Origin of the sequence: Sphaerisporangium rufum, assembly GCF_016863395.1 — a bacterium.
GTDB lineage: Bacteria > Actinomycetota > Actinomycetes > Streptosporangiales > Streptosporangiaceae > Sphaerisporangium > Sphaerisporangium rufum.
Genome location: NZ_BOOU01000032.1, coordinates 64381 through 87972, shown reverse-complemented (window position 1 = coordinate 87972; position 23592 = coordinate 64381). Strand labels below are relative to the sequence as shown.

At 75.7% G+C, this 23592-nt stretch carries 18 protein-coding genes, 1 tRNA gene and 1 pseudogene; 9 read left to right on the top strand and 11 right to left on the bottom strand.

The window, feature by feature from the left end; genetic code table 11:
- Positions 1-65: 65 nt before the first annotated feature.
- From Sru01_RS10765 to selB, 3 genes are all read left to right on the top strand, one after another.
- A tRNA-Sec gene (locus tag Sru01_RS10765) sits at positions 66-161 on the top strand.
- A gap of 177 nt (positions 162-338) precedes the next feature.
- Positions 339-1889, top strand: a complete 1551-nt coding sequence (gene selA, locus Sru01_RS10760; protein ID WP_203983924.1) for an L-seryl-tRNA(Sec) selenium transferase — start codon at positions 339-341, stop codon at positions 1887-1889.
- A complete protein-coding gene (gene selB, locus Sru01_RS10755; RefSeq protein ID WP_203984026.1) occupies positions 1889-3700 on the top strand; it encodes a selenocysteine-specific translation elongation factor in 1812 nt (603 codons plus the stop codon). The genes selA and selB overlap by 1 nt, the downstream gene beginning before the upstream one ends.
- A 546-nt stretch (positions 3701-4246) precedes the next feature.
- On the opposite strand, the pseudogene Sru01_RS35485 reads toward selB, so the two are convergent.
- The 9 genes and pseudogenes from Sru01_RS35485 to Sru01_RS10715 all read right to left on the bottom strand — a co-directional run.
- Positions 4247-4645: pseudogene (locus tag Sru01_RS35485) on the bottom strand (nucleoside-diphosphate kinase); the annotation flags it as partial.
- 119 nt (positions 4646-4764) lie between these two features.
- Positions 4765-5871 carry a nucleoside-diphosphate kinase gene (locus tag Sru01_RS10750; protein ID WP_203983923.1) on the bottom strand — a complete coding sequence of 369 codons (1107 nt, stop codon included), beginning with the start codon at positions 5869-5871 and terminating at the stop codon, positions 4765-4767.
- On the bottom strand, positions 5868-6518 hold the full coding sequence (locus tag Sru01_RS10745) for a hypothetical protein (RefSeq protein ID WP_203983922.1): 651 nt from the start codon (positions 6516-6518) through the stop codon (positions 5868-5870). Before Sru01_RS10745 ends, Sru01_RS10750 begins: the two co-directional genes overlap by 4 nt.
- 7 nt (positions 6519-6525) lie before the next feature.
- Entirely contained in the window at positions 6526-7587 is a 1062-nt protein-coding gene (locus Sru01_RS10740; RefSeq protein WP_203983921.1) for a diiron oxygenase, read from the bottom strand.
- Positions 7588-7591: 4 nt separating this feature from the next.
- Positions 7592-7870, bottom strand: a complete 279-nt coding sequence (locus Sru01_RS10735) for a PqqD family protein (RefSeq protein WP_203983920.1) — start codon at positions 7868-7870, stop codon at positions 7592-7594.
- On the bottom strand, positions 7871-8659 hold the full coding sequence (locus tag Sru01_RS10730) for a nucleotidyltransferase domain-containing protein (RefSeq protein ID WP_203983919.1): 789 nt from the start codon (positions 8657-8659) through the stop codon (positions 7871-7873).
- Positions 8656-10842: an asparagine synthetase B family protein gene (locus Sru01_RS10725; RefSeq protein WP_507763313.1), complete on the bottom strand. Its 2187-nt coding sequence runs from the start codon at positions 10840-10842 to the stop codon at positions 8656-8658. Before Sru01_RS10725 ends, Sru01_RS10730 begins: the two co-directional genes overlap by 4 nt.
- 485 nt (positions 10843-11327) lie before the next feature.
- A complete protein-coding gene (locus tag Sru01_RS10720; RefSeq protein ID WP_239137252.1) occupies positions 11328-12893 on the bottom strand; it encodes a glycosyl hydrolase 53 family protein in 1566 nt (521 codons plus the stop codon).
- Positions 12894-12973: 80 nt separating this feature from the next.
- On the bottom strand, positions 12974-14953 hold the full coding sequence (locus Sru01_RS10715) for a beta-galactosidase (RefSeq protein ID WP_203983917.1): 1980 nt from the start codon (positions 14951-14953) through the stop codon (positions 12974-12976).
- A 239-nt stretch (positions 14954-15192) separates the two neighbouring features.
- On the opposite strand from Sru01_RS10715, the gene Sru01_RS10710 reads away from it, so the two are divergent.
- The 5 genes from Sru01_RS10710 to Sru01_RS10690 all read left to right on the top strand — a co-directional run bounded on the left by Sru01_RS10710 (position 15193) and on the right by Sru01_RS10690 (position 20451).
- On the top strand, positions 15193-16503 hold the full coding sequence (locus tag Sru01_RS10710) for an ABC transporter substrate-binding protein (RefSeq protein ID WP_203983916.1): 1311 nt from the start codon (positions 15193-15195) through the stop codon (positions 16501-16503).
- Between the two features lie 74 nt (positions 16504-16577).
- Positions 16578-17525, top strand: a complete 948-nt coding sequence (locus tag Sru01_RS10705; protein ID WP_203983915.1) for a carbohydrate ABC transporter permease — start codon at positions 16578-16580, stop codon at positions 17523-17525.
- Entirely contained in the window at positions 17525-18385 is an 861-nt protein-coding gene (locus tag Sru01_RS10700; protein ID WP_203983914.1) for a carbohydrate ABC transporter permease, read from the top strand. The genes Sru01_RS10705 and Sru01_RS10700 overlap by 1 nt, the downstream gene beginning before the upstream one ends.
- Positions 18382-19386 (top strand): LacI family DNA-binding transcriptional regulator, encoded by a 1005-nt coding sequence (locus Sru01_RS10695; RefSeq protein WP_203983913.1) that lies wholly within the window; start codon positions 18382-18384, stop codon positions 19384-19386. Before Sru01_RS10700 ends, Sru01_RS10695 begins: the two co-directional genes overlap by 4 nt.
- 96 nt (positions 19387-19482) lie before the next feature.
- A complete protein-coding gene (locus Sru01_RS10690) occupies positions 19483-20451 on the top strand; it encodes an anti-sigma factor RsbA family regulatory protein (RefSeq protein ID WP_203983912.1) in 969 nt (322 codons plus the stop codon).
- 45 nt (positions 20452-20496) lie between these two features.
- Here the strand turns inward: Sru01_RS10690 and Sru01_RS10685 are convergent, their stop codons facing one another.
- Entirely contained in the window at positions 20497-20829 is a 333-nt protein-coding gene (locus Sru01_RS10685) for a hypothetical protein (RefSeq protein WP_203983910.1), read from the bottom strand.
- Positions 20830-21256: 427 nt separating this feature from the next.
- Positions 21257-22549: an MFS transporter gene (locus Sru01_RS10680; RefSeq protein WP_203983908.1), complete on the bottom strand. Its 1293-nt coding sequence runs from the start codon at positions 22547-22549 to the stop codon at positions 21257-21259.
- Positions 22550-22606: 57 nt separating this feature from the next.
- On the opposite strand from Sru01_RS10680, the gene Sru01_RS10675 reads away from it, so the two are divergent.
- Positions 22607-23584 (top strand): ArsR/SmtB family transcription factor, encoded by a 978-nt coding sequence (locus tag Sru01_RS10675; RefSeq protein WP_203983906.1) that lies wholly within the window; start codon positions 22607-22609, stop codon positions 23582-23584.
- The last annotated feature ends 8 nt before the right edge of the window (positions 23585-23592 follow it).

Here is a 23592-nt window from a genome sequence, read left to right as displayed (position 1 = left end):
TGGTGCCGGGCCGGGTCAGGCGCCCCGGTTCGGGGATGGCGGCGGGCGCCGGTAGGGTTCGACGCGGAGGCGTCCGGGTGCCTGGTGGCCCCCGCGGTCTTCAAAACCGACGAGGCCGAGGATCTCGGCCTGGCGGGTTCGATTCCCGTCCGCCTCCGCCATCCGCCTCATCCGCCACCCGTCCAGGTCCGGACGGCCCGGTGCCGGCGCGGTCCGCCGCCGCCCGGACGGCCGTCCCCGCCGGGAGCCCCGTCGCCGCCGGCCGTCCCGGGCCGGTCGCCGCGAACGCGGGGGCGGCGTTCGGGCCCGGAGGCCGGCCGGGCCTATGCTCGGCTGGCATGGACGATCCTCGCCGGCGGGTGCCGCGCACCGACGCCGTGCTGGCCGACCGCCGGCTGGTCGCCGCCGCCGGGCGGCTGGGCAGGCCGCTGGTCAAGGCGGCCGTCGTCGCGGCGCAGCAGCGGGCCCGGGCCGGGACGATCGCGCCGGAGGAGGTGGCCGGCGCGGCGCTGGCGCACCTGGCCGAGCTCGGCCCGCCGCGCCGGGTGATCAACGCGACCGGCGTGCTGCTGCACACCAACCTCGGCCGGGCGCCGCTGTCACCGTCCGCGGCCCGCGCGGTCGCCGCCGCGGCCGGGGCCACCGACGTGGAGTTCGACCTGCGCACCGGCACTCGGGGCCGGCGCGGCCGTGGCGCCCTGGCCGCGCTGGCCGCCGCGGTGCCCGGCGCCGAGGCCGTGCACATCGTGAACAACAACGCCGCCGCGCTGGTGCTGGCCGCCACCGCGCTGGCCGCCGGCCGGGAGATCGTGGTCAGCCGCGGCGAGCTGGTCGAGATCGGCGACGGTTTCCGCATCCCGGACCTGCTGGTGTCCACCGGCGCCCGGCTGCGCGAGGTCGGCACCACCAACCGCACCCACCTGGCCGACTACGCCGCCGCCATCGGCCCGGACACCGGTTTCGTGCTCAAGGTGCACCCGTCGAACTTCCGGGTGGAGGGCTTCACCGGCACCGTCGAGGTGCGCGAGCTGGCCACCCTCGGCGTGCCGGTGGTCGCCGACATCGGCTCCGGGCTGCTGGAGCGCGAGCCGCTGCTACCGGACGAGCCGGACGCCGCCACCGCGCTGCGGTCCGGGGCCGCCCTGGTCACCGCCAGTGGCGACAAGCTGCTCGGCGGCCCGCAGGCCGGGCTGCTGCTGGGCCGGCGCGACCTGGTGGAGCGCCTGCGCCGGCACCCGCTGGCCCGCGCGCTGCGGGTCGGCAAGCTCACGCTCGCCGCGCTGGAGGCCACCCTGCGCGACCCGGCCCCGCCGGTCACCGCCGCGCTGCACGCCGACCCGCAGGTGCTGGCCAAGCGGGCCGGCGCGCTGGCCGCGACGCTGCGCGCGGCGGGCGTGCCGGCCACCGCCGTGGCCACGCGCGCCGCGGTCGGCGGCGGCGGCGCGCCGGGGGTCACCCTGCCGAGCGGCGCGGTCCGGCTGCCGGCCGCGCTGGCCGGGCCGCTGCGCACCGCCGAGCCGGCGGTCGTCGGCCGGGTCGAGGACGATGGCCTGCTGCTCGACCTGCGCGCCGTCCTCCCGGAGGAGGACGCCGAGATCGCCGCCGCCGTCACCGCCCTGGCCGCCGGGCGCGGTCACGCCGCCCCGGCCGGCACCGGCGGCCCGGGCGATCCGGGCGGTTCGGCCGGTCTCGGTGCCCGGCGGAAGGCGAACCGCGCGGCCGGCCCTGACGGCTCCGGCGGCCTGGCCGGCCCTGACGGTTCGGTTGGCCCGGAAGGCCCGGAAGGCCCGGAAGGCGCGGACGGCGCCGACAGCGCCAGTGGCGCGAACGGCCGGGGCGGTGGGATGCCGGGCGCCCACCCGCAGGAGTACGGAGGGACGGCCGGGTGATGCACGTGATCGCCACGGCGGGACATGTGGACCACGGCAAGTCCACCCTGGTACGGGCGCTGACCGGCATGGAGCCGGACCGGCTGGCCGAGGAGCGCCGCCGTGGGCTGACCATCGAACTCGGCTACGCCTGGACCACCCTGCCGTCCGGTGCCCGGCTGGCGCTGGTCGACGTGCCCGGCCACGAACGGTTCCTGTCCACCATGCTGGCCGGTGCCGGCCCGGTCCCGGCCGCGCTGCTGGTCGTCGCGGCCGACGAGGGGTGGATGCCGCAGTCGGAGGAGCACCTGCTGGCCCTGGAGGCCCTCGGCGTGCGGCACGTCCTGCTCGCCGTCACCCGGTCCGACCTCGCCGACCCCGGACCGGCCACCCGGCAGGCCCTGGCCCGGCTGGCCGCCGGCGGCCTGCCCGGCGTCCCGGCCGTCGCGGTGAGCGGCCGCACCGGGACCGGGCTGGCGGAGCTCACCGCCGAGCTGGACCGGCTGGCCGCCCGGCTGCCCGGCGCCGATCCGGCCGCCCCGGCGCGGCTGTGGGTGGACCGGGTCTTCACCGTGCGGGGGAGCGGCACCGTCGTCACCGGAACCCTGCCCGCCGGCCGGATCCGGGCCGGGGACGAGCTGTCGCTGGACGGCACGCCCGTCCGGGTGCGCGGCCTGCAGACCCTCAAGGAGCAGGCGGAGTCGGTGACCGGGGTCGCCCGGGTCGCCGTCAACCTGCGCGGCGCCTTCACCCGGGGCACCGCCCTGGTCACCCCGGGCGCCTGGACGGGCACCGACCTGGTCGACGTCCGGCTCACCGCTCCCGGTCCCCGCGGGGACGGCGGGACCGCACCGCCCGGCGGCCGCCCCGGGCCGGCCGCCGGCGGGGACGCCTTCGCGCTGCCCGCCGAGGTCACCGCGCACATCGGGTCGGCGGCGGTGACCTGCCGGGTGCGCCCGCTCGGCGCGGGCACCGCGCGGCTGCGGCTGGCCAGGCCGCTGCCCTTGCACGTGGGCGACGTGCTGGTGCTGCGCGATCCGGGCCGCCCCCGCGAGCTGCCGAGCGTGGTGGCGGGCGCCGCCGTGCTGGACGTCCGGCCGCCCGCGCTGCGCCGCCGCGGCGCGGCCCGCGCCCGCGCCGCCGAGCTCGCCGCCGCGCCGGGCGCGGCGGCCCTGCTGCGCACCCACCGGTTCCTGCCGGCCGCCGAACTGGCCGCGATGGGGGTGAAGCCGCCCGGCCCGCCGGTCGCCGGCGACTGGCACGCCGACCCGGAGCTGTGGCAGGCGCTGCCCGGCCGGCTGGCCGCGGCGGTCGGCGAGTACGCGGCGCACGACCCGATGGAGCCCGGCATGCCGGTCGAGGCGGCCCGGCGGGCGCTGGGCCTGCCCGACCGGCGCCTGGTGGCGGCACTGATCCGGCCGCCGCTCACCCTGGCAGCCGGGCGGATCACCACCGGCGGCGCGTCCGGGCTGCCCGCGCCGGTGGCGGCGGCCGTCGACCGACTGCGCGCGGAGCTGGCCGGCGCGCCGTTCCGCGCCCCGGAGGCCGACCGGCTGGCCGCGCTCGGCCTGGGCCGCAAGGAGATCGCCGCCGCGGTGCGGGCCGGCGCGCTGCTGCGGATCGCCGAGGGCGTCGTGCTGCTCCCCGGCGCCGACCGCCGGGCCGCCGCCCTGCTGGCAGGACTACCTCAGCCGTTCACCGTCAGCCAGGCCCGCCAGGCCCTCGACACCAGCCGCCGCGTCGCGGTGCCCCTGCTGGAGCACCTCGAGAGGGCCCGGCTGACCACCCGCACCGACGACGGCCGCCACCGCTGCCGTCCTGTCGGCGCCTGAGCCCGCTTCCGGCGGGGCGGCCGCGACCTGCCGCAGGGTGCGCAGTGTCAGCCACTCGGTGGCCAGTACCAGCCGGTCACGGGATCCCAGCGTGACGCGCGCGAGCCGGGCGGTCTCGGTCAGCCGCTCGAAGTCGAGACCGGTGCCGAACAGCGCCGCCTCCACCTGGACGAACAGGCCGATCAGGTGACGGGCGGCCGGCCCGGGCCGCGCCCCCGGCGGTGACAGCGCCGGCGCGACCGGCGTGAACCGGCCACGGAACGCCGCCAGCGCCGCCACCGGCCGTGCCGGGTCGTACCCGCGAGCCCACGCCTCCTCCGTGGCGAGCAGCCGGTCGGCGGCGCCGGTGGGGTCCGCCTCGGGCAGTACGGCGCGCAGCCGGCGCAGCAACCGCCGGCGCAGCGCCACCCCCGCGTGGGCCAGGGAGATCCCGCCGGGCACGCCGGATGCGGCCGCGGCCACCGTCCGCGCCCGGACCGGGTCCACCGGGGCGGCGGCGACCGCGTCGCGCCACATTACGGCCGGCCCGGTGTCACCGAGCACTATGGCGGTCTCCCGGACCACCTCCGGCGGGCCGTCGGAGGTGTGCACGAGGTTGTTGAACATGTTGGCCGCGCCGAGGCAGGACCGCAGGTGGTGCGGGGCGCAGCGGCGCGGGTCGGACGGCCCCTTCAGCGCCCGCAGCCGGGCGGCCGCCGGCAGCGGGCCGTCCGGTGTCCCGCGGGCGAGCAGCAGCACGCACGGTCCGCTCGTCATGAGCGTCCCGAAGATCTCCACCCGGGCGGGGTCCGGCCGGGCCGCCTGGTACTTCCACAGCCGGCGCACCTGGTCCCGGGTGAGGTGGACGCGGGCGGCGTGCCGGACGGTGAAGCCGTGGGCGGCCAGCCAGTCCAGCGCGACCGGCACCCGGCCGGTGGCGACCGCGGGCGGAGACAGTAGCAGCATCGCGGCTTCGAGCAGCACGCCGTCCAGGCGGTGGCCCAGCACTTCGGCCGCCGTCGCCCAGCCCCGCGCGAAGTCCGCGTCACCGTGGTAGGCGGCCGGCACCGCCATGTCCGCGGCCGTCATCGGCCGGCTCCGTCCCGTGCCGCCCGGTGCCGTGCCGCCGTTCCGGTGTCGCCGATGCCCTCCGGAACGTCGGTGGCCGTGGTGCCGCCCGTGCGGTCCATGTTGTCTGTGCCGTGAAGCGTGCCCGGGCCACCCGTCGCGTCCGGGGCCTGCGGTGGCCGAGCGGAGGCGTCCGGCAGCAGGCTTTGGCGGCCGGGTTCGAAGGGGTCCAGCAGAGCCGTGGCCACCACGATCCGCTGCCATCGGGTGATCTCGATCCGGCCGGCGTCGAGTAGGCCCAGCAGGCCGCGCCAGTCGCGGGACCGGCCCGACCGGACGGCGGCCAGCAGCGGCGGCAGCCCGGCCGGGACGTCCCGCGGGCGGCGGGCGAGCGCCGCCGCCACCGCCTCGTGCAGCGCGCGCAGCACCGGACCGGCCCGCAGCTCGGCGCGCGGCGCGGCCGCCTCCAGCCGCTCCGCCAGCCGGTGGGCCGGTGCCGCCGCGTCCTGCCGGGCGCGGGCCTGCCGGTACAGCAGGGCGCGGGCGGGCGCGTCGCACAGCACGCCGAGTTCGCGCAGCAGGTCGGCCGGCTCGTCCGGGGCGTGCAGCAGGTTCAGCTGGTATCCGGTGCCGCCCAGCTCGTGGCGGAGCTGGCCGGGCCGGCAGTCCTCGGGCCGGGCCGGCCCTTTCTCCTGGCTCAGCAGCACGCTGGCCGGCCGCGCGTGGCCGGGCCGGGCCAGCAGGACGAGCAGGCAGTCACCGGCGGTCATGTAGAGGTCGGCCGCGTCCCGCCGGTCCCGGCTCGCCGCCGGGTAGCCGTACTGCCACAGGGCGCGGATGGAGTGCCGGTTCATGGTCACCGGGGTCGCCGCCACCACCGAGAAGCCGCGCGCGGCGACCAGCTCCAGGCCGGGTCTCATCTTGCGGGCCACCGCCGCGTCCGGCTTGAACAGCAGCAGCGTGTGGTCGTGGCAGAACCGGCGCACCGATCCGCCGTCCGCGGCGCACGCGGCCCGCAGGTCCTCCAGCACCTCCCGGAAGTAGGTGTCGGCCGCGTACAGCGCCCGCTTGGCCGGCAGGCCGGACAGGTGTTCGGGCACGCCGGGCGGCGAGGTGGCGCTCATCGCCGGAGCGGGCCGCGCCCGGCGGCCCGCCGGCCGGCGTCGGCCGGGTCCAGCAGCTCGCCGTCCAGGACGACCCCGGCGAACTCCGCGAGCGGGATCCGTTCGAAGGCCGGCGAGCCGAGGGTGGCGAACACGGCCGCCGGGACCAGCTTCAACGACGTGGTGACCACCAGGGTCGGGTGCCGCCGGGCCAGGTCGCGGGTGCCGGCGATGTTGAGCACGGCGTCCGGCCCGATGGCGTCGGCCCCGGCCAGCGCGACCGGCGGCCCGTCCGCGGCGGGCGCGGGCAGCCGGTCGAGCACGCGGGCGACGACGGAGCTGCTCGGCGCGGACAGTACCGGGCCCGGGCGGGCCGCCAGCCAGGCCAGCGCCGTCGCCACGCTGTCCTCCACCGACCGGTCCAGGTCGGCCCGGATCGCCCGCAGCGCGTCGGCCCAGCCGGCGCCGCGGGCCGCCGCGGCGATGTGCCAGATCGGCGCGTAGCCGGGGAGGCGCCGCAGCAGCAGGTCCGCGGTGGCCGCGCGCCGGGCGGCGTCGTCGCCGATCTCCAGCAGGCCCGCCACGACCAGCCGGGCCACTCCGGAGGCGCCCGCCGTCGTGGTGGTCAGTGCCTGCCGTATCGTTGCCGGAAGTGCTGAGTCGTCCACTGCTGCCTCATTCCTCCCGGGGCCGGTCCGGGCACGTCGCCGTCTTGAGGTCGGTGCGGGCTCCGGCGGCCGCCGGCCCTTCGACGAGCAGCCCGGCGTCGGCGAACGCGTCGCGGGTGCAGGTGTCGTCCAGGGCGCCCACCTCGGCGAATGCCCGTACGGTGGCCCGGGCCGCGGGCCGGACGTCCCGGCACGGCGCGGCGGGCCCGTAGCAGTCGGCGATGATCTCGGTGATCTGCGGCGGGGTGAAGCCCGAGGCGCGCAGGCCCGCCGCGACCGCGGACATGTCCGGATCGAGGAACACTCGGACCAGTTCCGGCACCCGGGGGCCGACCGTCCGGGCGGCCGGGCCCAGCGCCGGCCACAGCCGCCGGAGGAACTCTCGGAAGTAGGCGTGGTGGCGGCCCTCGTCGGCGGCGTGGTCGGCCACCAGGGCGCGTACCGGCCCCGGCAGCCGGCCGTCCCGCGGGACATCGTGCAGCAGGGCGGAGACCAATGTCTCGCTGACCACGGCGAACACCAGGTCCACCAGCCCGTGCAGCGCCGGTTCGAACGCCAGCCGCGTCTCCTCCAGGGCGCGCACCAGCCGCGGCTCCACCACGGCGGACGGGGCGATGCCGGTAACCCGGGCCACCTCGCCGGTGAACTCGTAGGAGAACTGGGCGTGCCAGGCCTCGTCGGTGGTTATCTTGAACGCGTCCGCGCGCATCCCGTCGGGTAGCTCGACACCGGCCCGGCCCAACGACAGCGCGGCGGTGACCGGGAGTACGGCGAGCTGTTCCAGCACCGTCGTGAAGTGCAGGTACTGGTACAGGGAATGCACCAGCAGGCGGTGGGCCGTCCCGGGGCCGCGCGCGGCCACCAGCGGATGCGCGGTGGCGGGCACGAACTCCGGCGGGAAGAACAGGGCGTCGCGCCCGCGCTCGTCCAGCACCCGCCGCGGGCGGGTCCGCACGCCGGCCCGCGACTCCCAATGCCGGAAGGCGCTCCGGTAGGCGTCCCCGGGGCCCTTGGCGACCTCGGACGTGTCGGGAGGCTCGGCGGCGCCGGCGGAGTGAGGGGGGCGCACGGCGTCAGTCCAGCTCGATGATCTGGTGGACGGTCAGTTCTCCGAGCAGGTCCAGCACGTCCTGCCCGGCGACGGCCGCCGCGATGTCGTACTCCTGCGCCAGCAGTGCGCCGATATCACCGGCCGTCCGGCGCCCGTCGATCCGGCGGAAGACGAACTCCGCCGACTCGGTCAGCTCGTAGGCGTCCACCGGGCCGGCGACCAGGAGCCGGCCGCGGTAGCGCCGGACGCGCACGTCGTCCCGGACGCGGGGCACCGACCGGGCCGCCACCTGCGCCGTCACCTAGACCTCCACCTCCATCGCCACCCGCCGGCAGGTCTCGGCGACGCGGCGTACCCACTCCTGCGGCCGCTCGGGGTCGAAGTCGCGCATCGTCTGGATCGACCAGTACTCGGCGAAGGGCAGGATCTCGGGTGCGGCGGCCCGCAACCGGCGGGCCCGCCACTTGGGTTGCGGCCCGAACTCGCCGTGCCCGGCCAGCACGGCCTCCACCGCGAACCCGAACGCCGCCTGCGCCGACAGCACCGCGCTCTCCACGTCCCCGGCGGCCAGCTGCCCCAGGGCGTCCTCGACCGCGTCGTCGGCCTCCGCCAGCGCCTCGATCACCATGAAGGACCGGTAGGCGGTGCCGTCCAGCCGGCGGCGCGCCTGCTCCACCCAGCCGGCGCCGAACACCGGCACACACGAGCGCAGCCGGGCCAGGAACAGGTTCTCGGTCAGCGTGAGCCGGTCGCCGACCCGGCGGTCCGCCTCGAAGGCCGACCAGGTGATCTTGTTCATCACCTGGTCCACCTGGGCCGCGGTCCAGTACTTGAGCTCCCACCGCCGCTCCCCGCGCCGGAAGGTCACGACCGGGAGGGTGTCGGGCACCAGTGCCACCCGGGTGGTCACCGCGCGATCGTCGGCGAAGGGCGCGGCCGAGACGACCACGACGTCGATGTCGCTGCCCGGGTTGGCCCACCCGCGCGCGGTGGATCCGACGACGAACGCCGCGAGCGCGTCGCCGGGCAGCAGGCGGTGCTCGCCGAGGACCGTGCGGGCCTCCTGGCAGCCGGCCGGCACTCCGGTCACGGGCGGGCCTCCTGTAGTACGCCCGCGCCGATGGTGTCGCGCAGCACGCCGGCCACCGCGTCGTAGCTCTGGCCGCTCGCCGCGAGCAGCTCGCCGAGCGTGCGCCGCCCGTCGATCTCCCGCAGCAGCGCGAACCACGCGGGATCGTCGGCGGCCTCGGCGACGTACTCCAGGCTGCCGGCGACGCTCACGTACATCCGGTGGGGTTCAGCTGGTTCGTGGACGACCAGCACGTCGTCGCGGAAGCCGAGGACACCGTCCAGAGCGGGCGGAGTGCGGTCCTCCAGCCGGACGGCCAGCGCCGGGGCGTCGCGGTCCCAGTCGGCCACCGGCACCGCGGGCAACACGGCACGTGCCGGGGCGTCCAGCGGCACCGGCGGCACCGCGCGGGCCATGGCGTCCAGCAGGCCGAGGTTGACCAGCCGGAACAGCTGTTCCACCTCCCAGGGTTCACCCTGTCCGCCCAGGCGGGCGAGCGCCGCGCGCATCGTGTCCGGGCGCAGGAACCGCCGGCCGCCGGGGGAGTGCAGCGCCTCCTCCACCAGGGAGGCGCCGTCCTGCGCCAGCATGCGGACGACCATGCGGTGGGTGTAGCCGGCGCCGTCCCCGTAATAGAAGGGCACCTTCGGCCGGGCGGCGACCCACCCGGGCACCACCCCGGCCACGGCCCGGCGCAGGATCGCCTTGTCCCACAGCAGCGCGGCGCGGCGGTGCGGCGGGATGCCGGCCAGCAGTTCGACGATGCGGTGGTCGAGGAACGGCACCCGCGCCTCGACGCCGTTACCGGCGGCGGTGCGGTCCTCGTGCCAGCAGTTGTACTGGAGCATGTGCCGGTGCCGCCACGCCACGTAGGCCGGGTAGGGATCGGCGCCCGCCGGTGGGCCGAGCGCCGTGTCGGCGAGCAGCGGGCCGTCCGGCCCGTCCTGCCAGGAGGCGAGCGCCGGCCGGCCCCGCAGCGCGCCGGCCCGGGCGAGCTGCCCGATCCCGGCCTGGAAGCCGGCCCAGCCCTCGCCGGTGCCGAAGATGGTGGAGAAGCCGCCGTTGTACTCGTCGCTGCCCGCGCCGAGCAGCATCCCGCGCAGGCCGGGCCGGGCGTGCCGGGCATGGCGGTACAGCTCGTACTTGAAATACTGCTCCGGCCCGCACAGCGGGGTCTCCAGCAGCCACAGCAGGCGCTTCCACTCCGCCGCGCCCGGCATCGTGGCGAAATCGAAGAGCACCTGGTGGTTGGGCAGGCCGAGCGCGGCCGCCGCGCGATGGGCCGACTCGGCGTCCCCGTTGGCCAGGGTGCTGCCGCTGAGCACCGAGAAGGTGTGCAGGGGGGTGCCACCGGCCGCGGCCAGCGCGGCCACCGCGGCGGAGTCGACGCCGCCGCTCAGGAACAGGCCGAGTTCGGTGTCGGCCGACGCGCAGGCCCGGACCGAGGAGGCCAGCAGGTCGCGGTAGGCGCCGACCAGTTCCTCCTCGGAGGCGTCCGAGCCGCCGGTGAACGAGGGCAGGCGCCAGTAGACGTGCTCGTCGCTGTCACCGGTCCGCAGGTCGATCGAGACGACGGTGCCCGCCGGGACCAGATGGACGCCGCGAAACCAGCTGGTGACCGGGGCGTCGGTCAGCTGGGGGGCCGAGGTCATCGACTGGTCGGCGAGCGCGACCTCCCAGTCCAGCTCCCGCGGGCAGCCGGGGTGCTCGAACAGCGCCTTGATCTCGGAGGCGAACACCACGGTGTCGCCGGCGCGCGCGTAGTACAGCGGCTTGATGCCGAACCGGTCGCGGGCGAGGACCAGGCGGTCGCGGGCGCGATCCCACAGCACGACGGCGCACATGCCCTGCACGTCGTCCAGGAAGCGGACGTCGTACCGGGCGTACAGGTTGGGGAGCACCTCGCAGTCGGACCTGGTCCGCAGCCGCATCCTCTCCCGGGCGGCCAGCTCGTGATGGTTGTACACCTCGCCGTTGGCGATCAGGGCGCAGGTGCCGTCCTCGCTGAACAGCGGCTGGTCGCCGCTCTCGGGGCCGACCAGGGCCAGGCGCCGGAAGGCCAGCGCGACCGGGCCCTCCCGGTGGTGGCGCTCGGCGTCCGGGCCGCGGTGCCCCACCGCCCGCGACATCCGCTCCAGCACGGCGTCGATCCCGGCCGGCAGGTCCTGCCCACCGATCACGGCCACGCCCGCAAGTCCGCACATCAGCCGTCCCCCGTCGTCCCGCCGCCCGGTCCCGTGGCCGGGCGGCCCCCTGGATGCCCGCGTGCGCGTGGGACCGGGCCGGAGCCGGCCGGGTCCCACGCGCCGGTGTCAGGAGTTGCTCCGGAGCACTGCTCCGGTGTCCACCTTCTTGACCTTCGGCTTCTCGTATCGCTTCATCGCGTCCCCTCTCGGGCCTGGCTCGTCGGGGTGCTGGCCAGAGCCCGCCGCGGCGCGACGCGCTCTGCGGCCGGGGGTGGCCGCGGCCGCGCCGGACCAGATGCGGGCGGGCACCCCTCGAGACCCGCCGATCGCCCCCGTGCGGCTCCTGACGATCCGGAACCGATTCCGGCTCAGCCGGCCAGAATCCGGTACCAGGCTGGCAGAACCTCCGATGTGAGGGAATGTGGAGACTTGCCAAGATCGTCAGGAGCCGGTGGGCAATTGTGGATCATGCTGGGCGAGGGTGCCGCCCGGGCGCTCGCGCCTTACTGGTGCGCGAACTCGGCGAGCGCCGGGGTGGCCCGGTCGGCGAAGTCGAACAGGGCCTGGTTCTCCCACCCGTTGCCGGACGCGGGGTTCGCCGGGTCCCAGCCGTTGCCGGTCACCGCGGTCCAGGTGGGCTCCCAGTAGAAGGCGCCGAGCCCGCCCGCCGCCTGCACGGTGCTCAGCACGTCGCGGAACAGCGCCGCCTGGCCGGCCGGGGTGGCCGGGTATCCGGGGTAGGGCGTGGCCGCGGTGATGATGTTCGGCTCGGCGTCGTCGTTGCCGGTGCCGAACGGGTAGGCGGTCTCGGCGAGGAACACCGGCCTGCCGTAGCGGGCCCGGACGTCCATGAGATTGGCCTGCATCGCGGCCAGGGTGCCGTGCCAGTACGGGTAGTAGGACGCGCCGATCATGTCGAACGGCACCCCCCGGGAGGTGGCGTTGTCGAACCACCAGCGGAACAGCGAGGAGTTGGCGGCCTCGGCCAGGTGCAGCACCACCCTGGTCGAGCCGGAGACCGCGCGGACCGCGCTCACCCCGGACTTCAGCAGGTCGGCGAGCCGGTCGAAGTTCGCGCTGCGGCCGTCCTCCCACAGCATGCCGTCGTTGATCTCGTTGCCCACCTGCACCATGTCCGCCGTGGTGCCCTGCGACTTCAGCGCGTTCAGCACGTCGTAGGTGTGGTCGTACACCGCCTGCCGCAGCCGGTCGAACGAGTACCCGGTCCAGGCGGCCGGCTTGTACTGCTTGCCGGGGTCGGCCCAGGTGTCGGAGTAGTGGAAGTCGACCAGCAGGCCCATGCCGAGCGCCTTGACCCGCCGGGCCATCGCCAGGACGTGCGCCTTGTCGTTGAAGCCGTCCGCCGGGTTCACCCAGACCTTCAGCCGGGCGTGGTTCGCGCCGGCGTTGCGCAGGATGGTCAGCGCGTCCCGGCGCGCCCCGTCGGGCCCGTAGTAGACGCCGCCGCGCGCCTCGGACTTGGCCAGGCTGGACACGTCCGCGCCCCGCAGCGTCAGGGCGGTCGCGCCGGGGGTGAAGGACACGTCGTCGAAGCTCGCCCAGTTGCCGGCGGCCGCGGCCGAGTACAGGCTGACGGTGCACGAGCCCCCGGAGACGCTGGTGGAGACGACCACCTTCAGCCAGTCGGCGGTGACCGGGATCGCGGTGCGCCGGTCGGGGCCGCCGCAGTTCTCCAGCGCCGCGTGGATCGACGACTGGCCGCCGCCGTTCTTGACCCACAGGCTCAGGGTGTAGGGGCCCGAGCCCAGGCCGGTCAGCCGCTGCGAGGTCCGCACGGTGTACGCGCCGGACGACCAGTGGGTCAGCCGGTAGGTGCCCGACCGCCCGCCGGTCTCGGTGTAGTCGGCGGCCGCGGTGCCGGTGGTGGTCCACCCGGCCGGCGCGGCCACGCCGGTGCCGTCGGCCTCGAAGCCGCCGTTGGCGACCGACGCCGCGGCGCCGGCCGGCGGGCCGGCGAGCGTGGCCGCGGCCAGCGCCGCCGCGCAGGCCAGCGCGGTCAGCGCCGACAGCGCCGATCGTGCCGCCACCGCGGTGATGGATGTTCTCATGGGTCCTCCGATCAGGAGAGGAGTGCTGGACGTCCCCCGAAGTCCTAAGGCCCCCGTCAGGCCGGCCCGGCCGGCCCGCGCTACCGGCCGGCCACCCGCACCACCGCGACCCCGCCGGCCGGGACCGAGCCGCCGAACGCCGTGCCGGCCAGCACGTCGGTGCCGGTCACCTCCGGCACGGCCGCCGCCTGGTCGCCATGGTTGAGCAGGAACAGATGGTCGCCGCGCCGCACGATCTCCACGGTCTCCGGCAGCCCGGCCGGCCGGCGCACCCCGGCGCCGTCCAGCACCTCGCCGAGCAGTTCCCGCAGCGTGCCCGGCTCCGGCGCGGTGGCGGCGTACCAGGCGCGGCCGGTGCCCAGGGCGTGGCAGGTCACCGCCGGGTGGCCGTCGTCCAGGCCGCCGGCGAAGGTCCGGACGGTGGCCGCGCCGGCGCGCACGACCCGCTCCGACCAGATCCGGCCGGTGCCGCCGTCCGACAGCGCGACGGTGCCGCCGGCCGGCAGCGGGTGGAACTCCTCGACCGACAGGCCGAGCACGTCGCGCAGCGCGCCCGGCACGGCGCCGGGGTGCACCGCGTCGTGCTCGTCCACGATGCCGGAGAAGTACGACACCAGCAGGTGCCCGCCGGACTCCACGTAGCGGTGCAGGTTCTTGGCCGCGGCCTCGCCGAGCAGGTAGGCGCTCGGCGCGATCACCAGCCGGTAGCCGGACAGGTCGGCGGCGGGATGGGCGAAGTCCACGGTGACGTGCTCGCGCCACAGCGCCTCGTAATAGGCGTCCATCCGCTCGCGGAACGACAGGTCCGCCGAGGGGCGCCAGTCCAGCTCCAGCGCCCAGTACGACTCCCAGTCCCACAGCAGCGCGACCTCGGCCCGCACCCGGGATCCGCGCACCCCGGCCAGCGCCCGCAGGTCGGCGCCCAGCCCGACCACCTCCCGCCACTGCGGGGAGGTGGGCCCGGCGTGCGGCACCATCGCCGAGTGGAACTTCTCCGCGCCGAAGCGGGACGCCCGGAACTGGAAGAACAGCACGCTGTCGGAGCCGCGCGCCACGTGCGCCAGGCTGTTGCGGCGCATCTCCCCGGGCCGCTTGGCCAGGTTGCGCGGCTGCCAGTTGACCGCGCCGACCGAGTGCTCCATGAGCATCCACGGCGCGCCGCCCGCCACCGAGCGGGCCAGGTCCGCCGACATCGCCAGGTCGATGTGGTTGTCCGGCCGCTCGGCCTTGAGGTAGTGGTCGTTGGCGACGACGTCCAGCTCGCGGGCCCACTTCCACAGGTCGGTGGACTTGCAGTTGACGGTGCCGGCGAAGTTCGTGGTGATCGGCAGGTGCGGGGTGATCTCGCGGAGGATGTCGCGCTGCAGCGCGTAGTGCTCACGGTGCTGCTCGTCGCTGAACCGCGCGAAGTCCAGCCGCTGGGCCGGGTTGACCGCGGTGTGATTGTGCCGGGGGGCGTCGATCTCGGCCCAGTCGCCGTAGACCTGCCCCCAGAACACCGTCCCCCAGGCGTCGTTCAGCGCGGCGATGTCGCGGTAGGCGCGGCGCAGCCAGGCGCGGAACGCCGCCACGCTGTGCTCGCAGTAGCACTCGCCGAGCGGCGCGCCGTACTCGTTGTGCACGTGCCACATGACCACGGCCGGGTGGTCGCGGTAGCGCGTGGCCAGCGCGCGGACCAGGCGCGCGCCGGCCTCCCGGAAGGCGGGCGAGCTGGAGCAGGCGCTCTGCCGGCCGCCGGGGCCGATGCGCACGCCCTCCCGGGTGACCGGCAGCGCGTCGGGGTGCGCGCGCAGGAACCAGGCGGGCGGCGCGGCGGTCGGGGTGGCCAGGTTCACCCGGACGCCGGCCGCGTGCAGCCGGTCCAGGATCTCGTCCAGCCAGCCGAACTCGTAGCGGCCCTCGGCGGGCTCCATGAGCACCCAGGAGAACATGCCGACGCTCACCAGGTTGATCCCGGCCTCCCGCATGAGCGCGATGTCCTCCTCCTGGACCTCCCGCGGCCACTGCTCGGGATAGTAGTCGCCGCCGTAGGCGATTCCCGCCGGAAGCTCCGGATACATCCGCCCCCCTGATCTCCACGCCGGCCCGCGGCGTCCACACCCTTCTGTGAACGTGCACAGTAGCCCGCATCCACCGGGTGCGATAGACGTCAGCCGGAATTTCGCCGCACGCCGCGTTCTTAACGACCACGTAACAGGCCCTTGACGCTGCGACTCGGCGCGTTTCAGTCTGTGCACGTTCACAGAGCTGCCGAAGCCCCGCCGTGCCGCGGGCCCCGGCTCGGCGTTGGAGGTTCCCCATGCGCGCAAGACCCCTGGCGGCCGCGGCGGCCGCGATCGTCGCGGCCGGCATCGCGACGGGCTGCTCGTCCGAACCGGCGGCGGCGCCCCGGCCCGCGGAGACCTCCGCGGCGGCCGGCCCGGTGACCCTGACGTACTGGACCTGGGCCCCGGGGATGGACAAGATCGCGAAGGTGTGGAACGCCGCGCACCCCGACATCACCGTCAAGGTCAGCAAGCAGGCCGGCGGGGACGACGCCTCCGCCAAGTTCCTCACCGCCGCCAAGGCCGGCAACCCGCCCGACCTGGTACAGGCCGAATACCAGCACCTGCCGTCGTTCGTCGCCGCCGAGGCGGTGGCCGACATCAAGGCCGAGGTCGGCGCGAGCCGGGCGGAGTTCAGCGAGGGCCTGTGGAAGATGGTCACCCTCGGCACCGACGCGGTCTACGGCCTGCCGCAGGACAGCGGCCCGATGATGCTGTTCTACCGCAAGGACCTGTTCGACAAGTACGGCATCGCGCCGCCGAAGACCTGGGACGAATACGCCGAGGCGGCGCGCAAGGTGCACAAGGCCGATCCCAAGGTCTATCTCGGCACCTTCTCCAGCAAGGACCCCGGCTCCTTCGCCGGGCTCGCCCAGCAGGCCGGCGCGCAGTGGTGGTCCATCGACGGCCAGTCCTGGAAGGTCGCCGTCGCCGACGAGCCGACGAAGAAGGTCGCCGACTACTGGGGCGGCCTGGTCAAGGAGGGCGTGATCGACGGCATACCGTACTTCACCCCCGAATGGAACAAGGCCCTCAATGACGGCAGGCTGCTCACCTGGCCGTGCGCGGTCTGGGCGCCCGGGGTGCTGTCGGCCAACGCCCCCAAGGGCAAGGACAGGTGGGCGGTGGCCCCGCTGCCGCAGTGGACCGCCGGGGAGGGGCACAGCGGGTTCTGGGGCGGCTCGTCGGTGGCGGTGTCGGCCAAGAGCCCGAACAAGGCGGCCGCCGCGCGGTTCATCACCTGGCTGAACACCGACCCCGAGGCGCTGCGCCTGCTGGTCGAGGAGGCGGCGATCTATCCGGCCGCCGGCAAGGCGCAGGCCGCCATGACCAAGGCGCCGGACTACTTCGCCGGCCAGGCCGACTTCTGGCAGCAGGCCGCCACCGCCGCCACCGCCGCCCGCGGCTTCACCTTCGGCCCGAACGTCGGCGTCACCTACAACGCCTTCAAGGACGCCTTCGACCAGGCGGTCGCCAAGAAGACGTCCTTCTCCGCGGCGGTGCAGGCCATGCAGGACGCGACGGTGGCCGACATGCGCAAGTCCGGCTTCCAGCTCGCGCCGTGACCGAGCCCTTGACCGGCGCCGCGCGGGCCGCCGGGTCCGGCGCGGACACCGCACCCGGACCCGTCCCTGGACCCGTGCCCGGACCCGCGACCGGATCCCCGGCCCGGCCCGGCCGCCCGCCGCGGCCGGGCCGGGGGGACGCCGCGCGCCGCGGCGGCGCCGCGCCGTACCTGTTCCTCCTGCCGGCCGTCCTGCTGTTCACCCTGTTCTTCGCGGTGCCGATCTGCTACACCGCCTACCTGGCCACCCGGCGGATCAAGGTGTCCGGGCTCGGGCTCGGCCGGGGGAGCCGGCGCGAGGTCTCCGCCGGCCTGGACAACTTCGCCACCGCGCTCGCTGACGGCGAGCTGTGGGCGGGCTGGCTGCGCGTGCTCGGTTACGGCGCGCTGGTGCTCGCGGCGATGCTCGGCCTGGCCGTGCTGTTCGCCCTGCTGCTGGACTCGGCGACGGTCCGGCTGGCCCGCTTCTCCCGCATCGCCATCTACCTGCCGTACGCGGTGCCCGGCGTCGCCGCGACCCTGATGTGGGGCTTCCTCTACCTGCCCTCGCTCAGCCCGCTGCGCGGCCTGCTGGACGCCGACCTGCTCGGCCCCGGCACGGTCACCTTCTCGATGGCCAACATCGCGGTGTGGGGCGGGGTCGGCTTCAACATGCTGGTGCTGTACACCGCGCTGCGCGCCGTCCCCGGCGAGCTGTACGAGGCCGCCCGGCTGGACGGTGGCGGCGAGGTGCGGATCGCGTTGCGGATCAAGCTGCCGCTGCTGATGCCGGCCATCATCCTGACCACCGTCTTCTCGATCATCGCCACCATCCAGGTGTTCGCCGAGCCGACCGCGCTGCGGCCGCTCACCAACACCATCGGCTCCACCTGGAGCCCGCTCATGAAGGTGTACCGCGACGCCTTCGTCACCGGCGACCTCTACTCGGCCGCCGCCACCTCGATCGTCATCGCGGCGATCTCGCTCGTCCTGTCGTTCGGATTCCTGCGCGTGGTCCGCGACCGCGCCTTCGGGGAGGGCTGATGGCCGCCGTCACCACACCGGCCCGGCGCGCCCGCCGGCCGCTGGGCCTGGCACCGACCGCCGTCCTGCTGCTCGGCGCGGTCTACTGCCTGTTCCCGGTGAGCTGGGTGCTGGTCGCCGCCACCAAGTCACCCGGCGAGCTGTTCACCACCCCCACCCTGGCCCCCGGCACCGGCCTGCTGGACAACCTCACCGAGCTGCTGGCCTACCGCGACGGCGTGTTCTGGCGGTGGCTGCTGAACACCGTGCTGTACGCGGGCGGCGGGGCCCTGCTGGCCACCGCGGTGGCGGCGATCGCCGGCTTCGCGCTGGCCAAGTACCGTTTCCCCGGCCGGAACCTGATCTTCAACCTGCTGATCGGCGGCGTCCTGGTGCCGGCGGTGGTGCTGGCCGTCCCGCAGTACCTGCTGTTCTCCACGATCGGCCTGGCCGACACCTACTGGGCGGTGCTGCTGCCGCAGATGCTCAGTCCCTACAGCATCTACCTGGCCCGCATCTACGCCACCGCCGCCGTTCCCGACACGCTGCTGGAGGCCGCCCGGCTGGACGGCGCCGGCGAGGCGGGGCTGGCCGTCCGGATCGCCTTGCCGATCATGGTGCCCGGGCTGGTGACGATCTTCCTGTTCCAGTTCGTCGCCATCTGGAACAACTTCCTGCTGCCCTTCATCATGCTCGGCGACGACGGCAAGTTCCCGCTGACCGTCGGCCTGTACACCCTGCTCGCCGCCGGCGCCAACCAGCCGTCGCTGTACAACCTGATCCTCACCGGCGCGGCCCTGTCGATCATTCCGCTGATCGCGCTGTTCCTGAGCATGCAGCGATACTGGAGGACGGACCTGTCCTCTGGAGCCCTGCGATGAAACGACCCACCATCCACGATGTCGCGGCCGCCGCCGGCGTCTCCCGCGGCACCGTGTCCCGGCTGCTCAACGGGGACAAGTACGTCAGCACCGGGGCGCGGCTGGCCATCGAGCGGGCCATCTCGGCGACGGGCTACGTGGTCAACCGCAACGCCCGCAGCCTGGTCACCCAGAAGACCGGGTCGGTGGTGATGGTGCTGTCGGAGCCGCAGGAGAAGCTGTTCGAGGACCCCAACTACAGCACCACGATGCGGGTGGCCACCCGGCTGCTCGCCGAGCGCGATCTGTCGCTGGTGCTCATGATGGCCGCCGGCGACGGCGACCGCGAGCGGGTGGTGCGCTACGTGCGCGGCGGGCACGCCGACGGGGTGCTGCTGCTGTCCACGCACGCCGGCGACCCCATGGTCGACGCGCTGGTCGGCGGCCCGGTCCCCGCCGTCTCCTGCGGCGCGGTCATCGGCCGGGAGAGCGTCATCCCCTACGCCGCGGCCGACGAGCGGCTCGGCGCTCGGCAGATGACCGAGTACCTGCTGGCCCAGGGCCGCCGCCGCATCGCGATGATCACCGGGCCGATGGACACCCCGGGCGGCATCCAGCGGCTGGAGGGTTTCACCGAGGTGATGGGCCGCCGGGCCGGCAAGAAGCTCATCGCCCACGGCGACTGGACCCGGGCCAGCGGCGAGCGGGCGATGGCGGAGTTGCTGGCCCGGGTTCCCGACCTGGACGCCGTGTTCGTCGCCTCCGACCTGATGGCCGCCGGCGCGCTGGCCGCCCTGCGCGATCAGGGCCGCCGGGTGCCGCAGGACGTGGCGGTCGGCGGCTTCGACGACTCCCCGGTCGCGGTGTCCACGCATCCGCCGCTCACCACGATCCGCCAGCCGCTCACCCGGGTGGCCGAGGAGACCGTCCGGCTGCTGCTCGCGCTCATCGACGGCGGTGCCGGGCCCGGCGCCGGCCCGGTGATACTGCCCACCGAACTGGTCGTGCGCGCCTCCGCCTGAGCGGCGAGGCCGGCGGGTCCGGGGGTGGCTCCGGCTGCTCGGCGCGCAGCGTATCGTGGAAATGCAAATGTGCGACGTCCGATCGGATCACGGCAGATGACCGCCACCTCGTCACCGCCCGCCGCGGCGAGCAGGCTCGACCATCTCGGCCTGCTCTACCGGGATGCCGAGGAGTACGCCGAGCGGTGCGCGGCCTTCCTGGCCGACGGCCTGGCGGCCGGCGACCCCGCGCTGGTGGCGGTGCCCGGGGCCAACGGCGATCTCATCCGCGACCGGCTCGGCACCGGCCGGGCCGAGGTCCGGTTCGCCGACATGGCGGTGGCCGGCCGCAACCCCGGGCGGATCATCCCGGGGGTGCTGCTGGCCTTCGCCGCGGCGCACCCCGGCCGCCGGGTCCGCATCATCGGCGAACCCATCTGGCCCGGGCGCACCGGCCTCGAATACCCCGCCTGCGCGATGCACGAGGCCCTGATCAACGTGGCGCTGGCCCGGCACGACGCCATCGTGCTGTGCCCCTACGACGCCGCCCGGCTGCCCTCGGACATGGTCGAGGACGCCTGGCGCACCCACCCCGTCATGCTCGACGGGGCCGGCCGCCGGGCCAGTCCCGCCTACGGCGACCCGGTGGCCACCGCGGCGGACTTCGACGTCCCGCTGCCCCTGCCGCCCGCCGGGGCGGCCCGGCTGGTCTTCGAGGGCTTCCCGGACCTGCCCGGGGTGCGGGCGTTCGTCGCCGGCTGGGCGGACGCCGCCGGGCTGCCCTCCGTCCGGCGCCCCGACGTGCTGCTCGCGGTGAACGAGCTGGCCACCAACACCGCCGACTACACCGGCGGCCCCGGGACGCTGCTGCTCTGGCGGGAGGACGCCGTCATGGTGTGCCAGATCGACGACCAGGGGCACCTGGACGACCCGCTCGCCGGGCGGGTGCCGCCCGCGGACTCCGTGGGCCGCGGGCGCGGCGTCCTGGTGGTGAACGAGCTCGCGGACCTGGTGCGCATCCACCGCCGGCCCGGGGGGACCAGCATCCGGCTGCACTTCGACCTCGGAATCCCGCCGCCGTCCTGATCCCGGCCGCCACCGCCGGCCGCCCGCCGCCTCGCCCCGGCACGGTCAGTTCCATTCCGCGACCAGGTGCGACCGCCACCCGGCCGCCCCCACCGGTACCGCCGGCCGCGGCACCGACGCGCCGCCGCCGAGGGCCTGGCAGCCGATCAGCCGCCAGTGACCCTGTTCCGGGTCGCCGAGGGCCGCCACCACCACCTCGCGGATCAGCTCCAGGCCGATCTCCTGCTCGGTGCGCACCCGGAGGGCGAGATATCCCGGCACCTGCCGCAGGTCCGTCGCCCAGCCGCGCGGCAACCGGGCAAGGAATCCCGCGGCGTCCACCGGGGAGTCGCCCGGCCGGTGCGGCCCGGTGCGGCGCATCGTCACCACCGCCAGCATGGCCGCCGCCCCTCATCGCCCGGTCCGGCCGGGCCGGGCGCCGGCCGGCGCCGCGGGACCGCCCGGGGTGATCGTCCCGCGGGCCGCGGAACCGCTCCGCGACGCGGCGGGCAAGACGTTTCGACGCTGCATTTCGCCCCTCCTTCTCCGGCTTTCTCCGGCTGCGGACCGGGTGTCGGGAGTCCGTCCCGCACCCACAACGATCCGCGTTTCCGGCGCCGGCCACCAGCGGAGAAAGGCGCAGCAAGCTGCCGCGGCCTGGCAGCTTCCTGCCGCCGCCCGCCGTTCCGCTCGGGGGCGACCCGGGTTACCGTCCCGTCCCGGCGACCAGCAGCCGAAACCCCGCGCCGTACTACGGCGGTTCCGGCGGCGGGCCGTGCCGCCGGTCCCGCTCGACGGCCGGGGACGGGCCCGGCCGTCGAGGGGGTCAGCCGATCGTCTCAAGCGGGGCGCGGGCGGCGCGGGCCGCCCAGCGGGCGGTGGCGGGCATCGCCAGCGCGGCGGCGGCGAACAGGACGGCCAGCCCCGCCCAGCCCGGCAGGCCGTAGGTGATCGCCGTGGCGGTGATGAGCGCCGGGCCGAGCGTCTGCGCCGCCGTCAGCCCGGCCAGGAACACCCCCTGGTAGGCGCCGTGCGCGCTCTCCTCGGCCAGGTCGTAGCTCAGCGCCCAGCCGCCGGCCTGCGAGAACACCTCGCCCAGGGCCTGCAGCGCCACTCCGGCGAGCAGGACCGCGGCGGCCGCGGCGGCCGGCAGCCCGGCCGCCGCGGCGAACACCAGGCAGGAGACGGCCAGCAGCAACCCGCCCCGGGTGAACGTCCGGGCGGCGGTGGCCGGCGTGCCGGTGTTCCGGGTCGCCCGCACCTGGAGCAGCACGACGAGGACGGTGTTGACCACCAGCACGGCCGCGACGGTGGCCCGCGGCGCGTGTGTCTCCTGGGCGATCCACAGCGGCACGGCCACCTCGATCATGGCGAACTGCAGGCAGGTGATGCCGTTCAGCGCGGTCACCGCCAGATACGGCCGGTCGCGCAGCACCGTGCCCCGGCGCGGGCCGCCGTCACCGGCGCGTCCGGGGGAGCGCCCGGGCGGGGCGGCGCGGCGGGTGGCCGGCAGGCCGAGCAGCAGCGGCGCGACCAGCGCGAAGGTCACCGCGTCCACCATGATGGCGGTCAGGTACGCCTCCCGGGTGTCGGCCTGCAGCGCGAGCGCCGCAAGCGACGCGCCGACGCCGATCGCCACGTTGGTCACCGCGCGCAGGTAGGCGCGGCCGCGCACCAGGGTCTCGCGGGGCAGCACGTCGGCGTAGAGCGCGCCGCGCACCGCCGAGGCGCCACGGTCCACCGCCATCACCGCGCACAGCAGGAGCAGGAAGGCCGGGAACGACCGGACCAGCGCGTAGCCGGCCATGCCCGCCGCCTGCACCAGGGTGAGCACGATGAGCACCCGGCGGCTGCCCCACCGGTCGGCGGCCCGGCCGGCCGGCACCCCGGCCACGATGCCGCAGATCCCGGCGGCGGTGAGTCCGGCGCCCACCTGGGCGACGCCGAAACCGAGCGAGCGGGTGAAGAACAGCACGCTCACCGTCATCGTCAGGCCGTTGCCGAACGAGGTGACCAGCGAGATCAGCGCGAGCCGGCGCAGCACCGGGTCGGCGGGTACCAGCCGGGCCAGGCCCCGGGCGGGCGGGGCGGCGGGGGCGGTCGAGGGATCGGAGGCCATGCGGCCGATGACACCGCGCCACGGGCATCCTCCGGAACTGATTTAGCATGGGACTGAATGCTCACGTTCCGGCTGGACATCACCGACCTCGCCGCCACGTCCTTCGCCTGCTCGGCGCTGCACGAGGCGGCGCTCAGCCTGCGGATGTGGACCCATCCCGGCTACTACGCCGAGCAGGCCGACTGGTTCCGGCGCATGCGCGCCGACTTCGCCACCCTGGACACCGAACTGCTGTGCGCGCTGGTCGGCGTCCGGCGCTGGATCCCCGACTTCCTCACGCCGCGGCCGAGCACCCCTTGGCCCGACTTCCACCAGGAGCTCGGCGTGCTGCGCCGCACGCCGCCGGAGGCGGTGGTCCCCGACCTGGAGCGCACCTTCGAGCCCGAGGGGGCGGTGCCCGAACCGCTGCGGCGCCACCTCGGTGACCCGGCGGAGCTGCTGGAAAGGATCGCCGACGCCCTGGAGGCGTACTGGGCCCGCTGCCTGGCGCCGGCCTGGTGGCCGCGGGCCCGCTCGGTGCTGGAGGCCGACATCGTCTACCGCGCGCGGGTGCTGGCCCGGTCCGGCGCCCAGGGGTTGTTCGCCGACCTGGATCCCCGGCTGAGCTGGTCGGACGGCACGCTCACCGTCCGTTATTCGTACGGGTTCGGCGGCGAGCGGCGGGCCGACGTCGCCGGGCGCGGGCTGGTGCTGGCGCCCACCATGTTCGCCCGCGGCGCCGTCACCTCCATCGATCCGGCCGGGCCACCCATGATCATCTACCCGGCCCGGGGGCGGGCGACCATGAGCGAGACCGGGCCGCCGCGCCCGCCCGGCACGCTGGAGCGCCTGCTCGGCACGCCGCGTGCCCGGCTGCTGGTGCTGCTGGAGCATCCGGCGTCCACCACCGAGCTGGCCTACCGGCTCGGGGTGACACCGGGCGCGGTCAGCCAGCACCTCGCCGTACTGCGCGACGCCCGGCTGGTCACCCGTGCCCGGCACGGGCGCAGCGTCCTGTACGGCCGCAGCGCCCTCGGCGACGAGCTGTGCCGCTGACCGCCCGG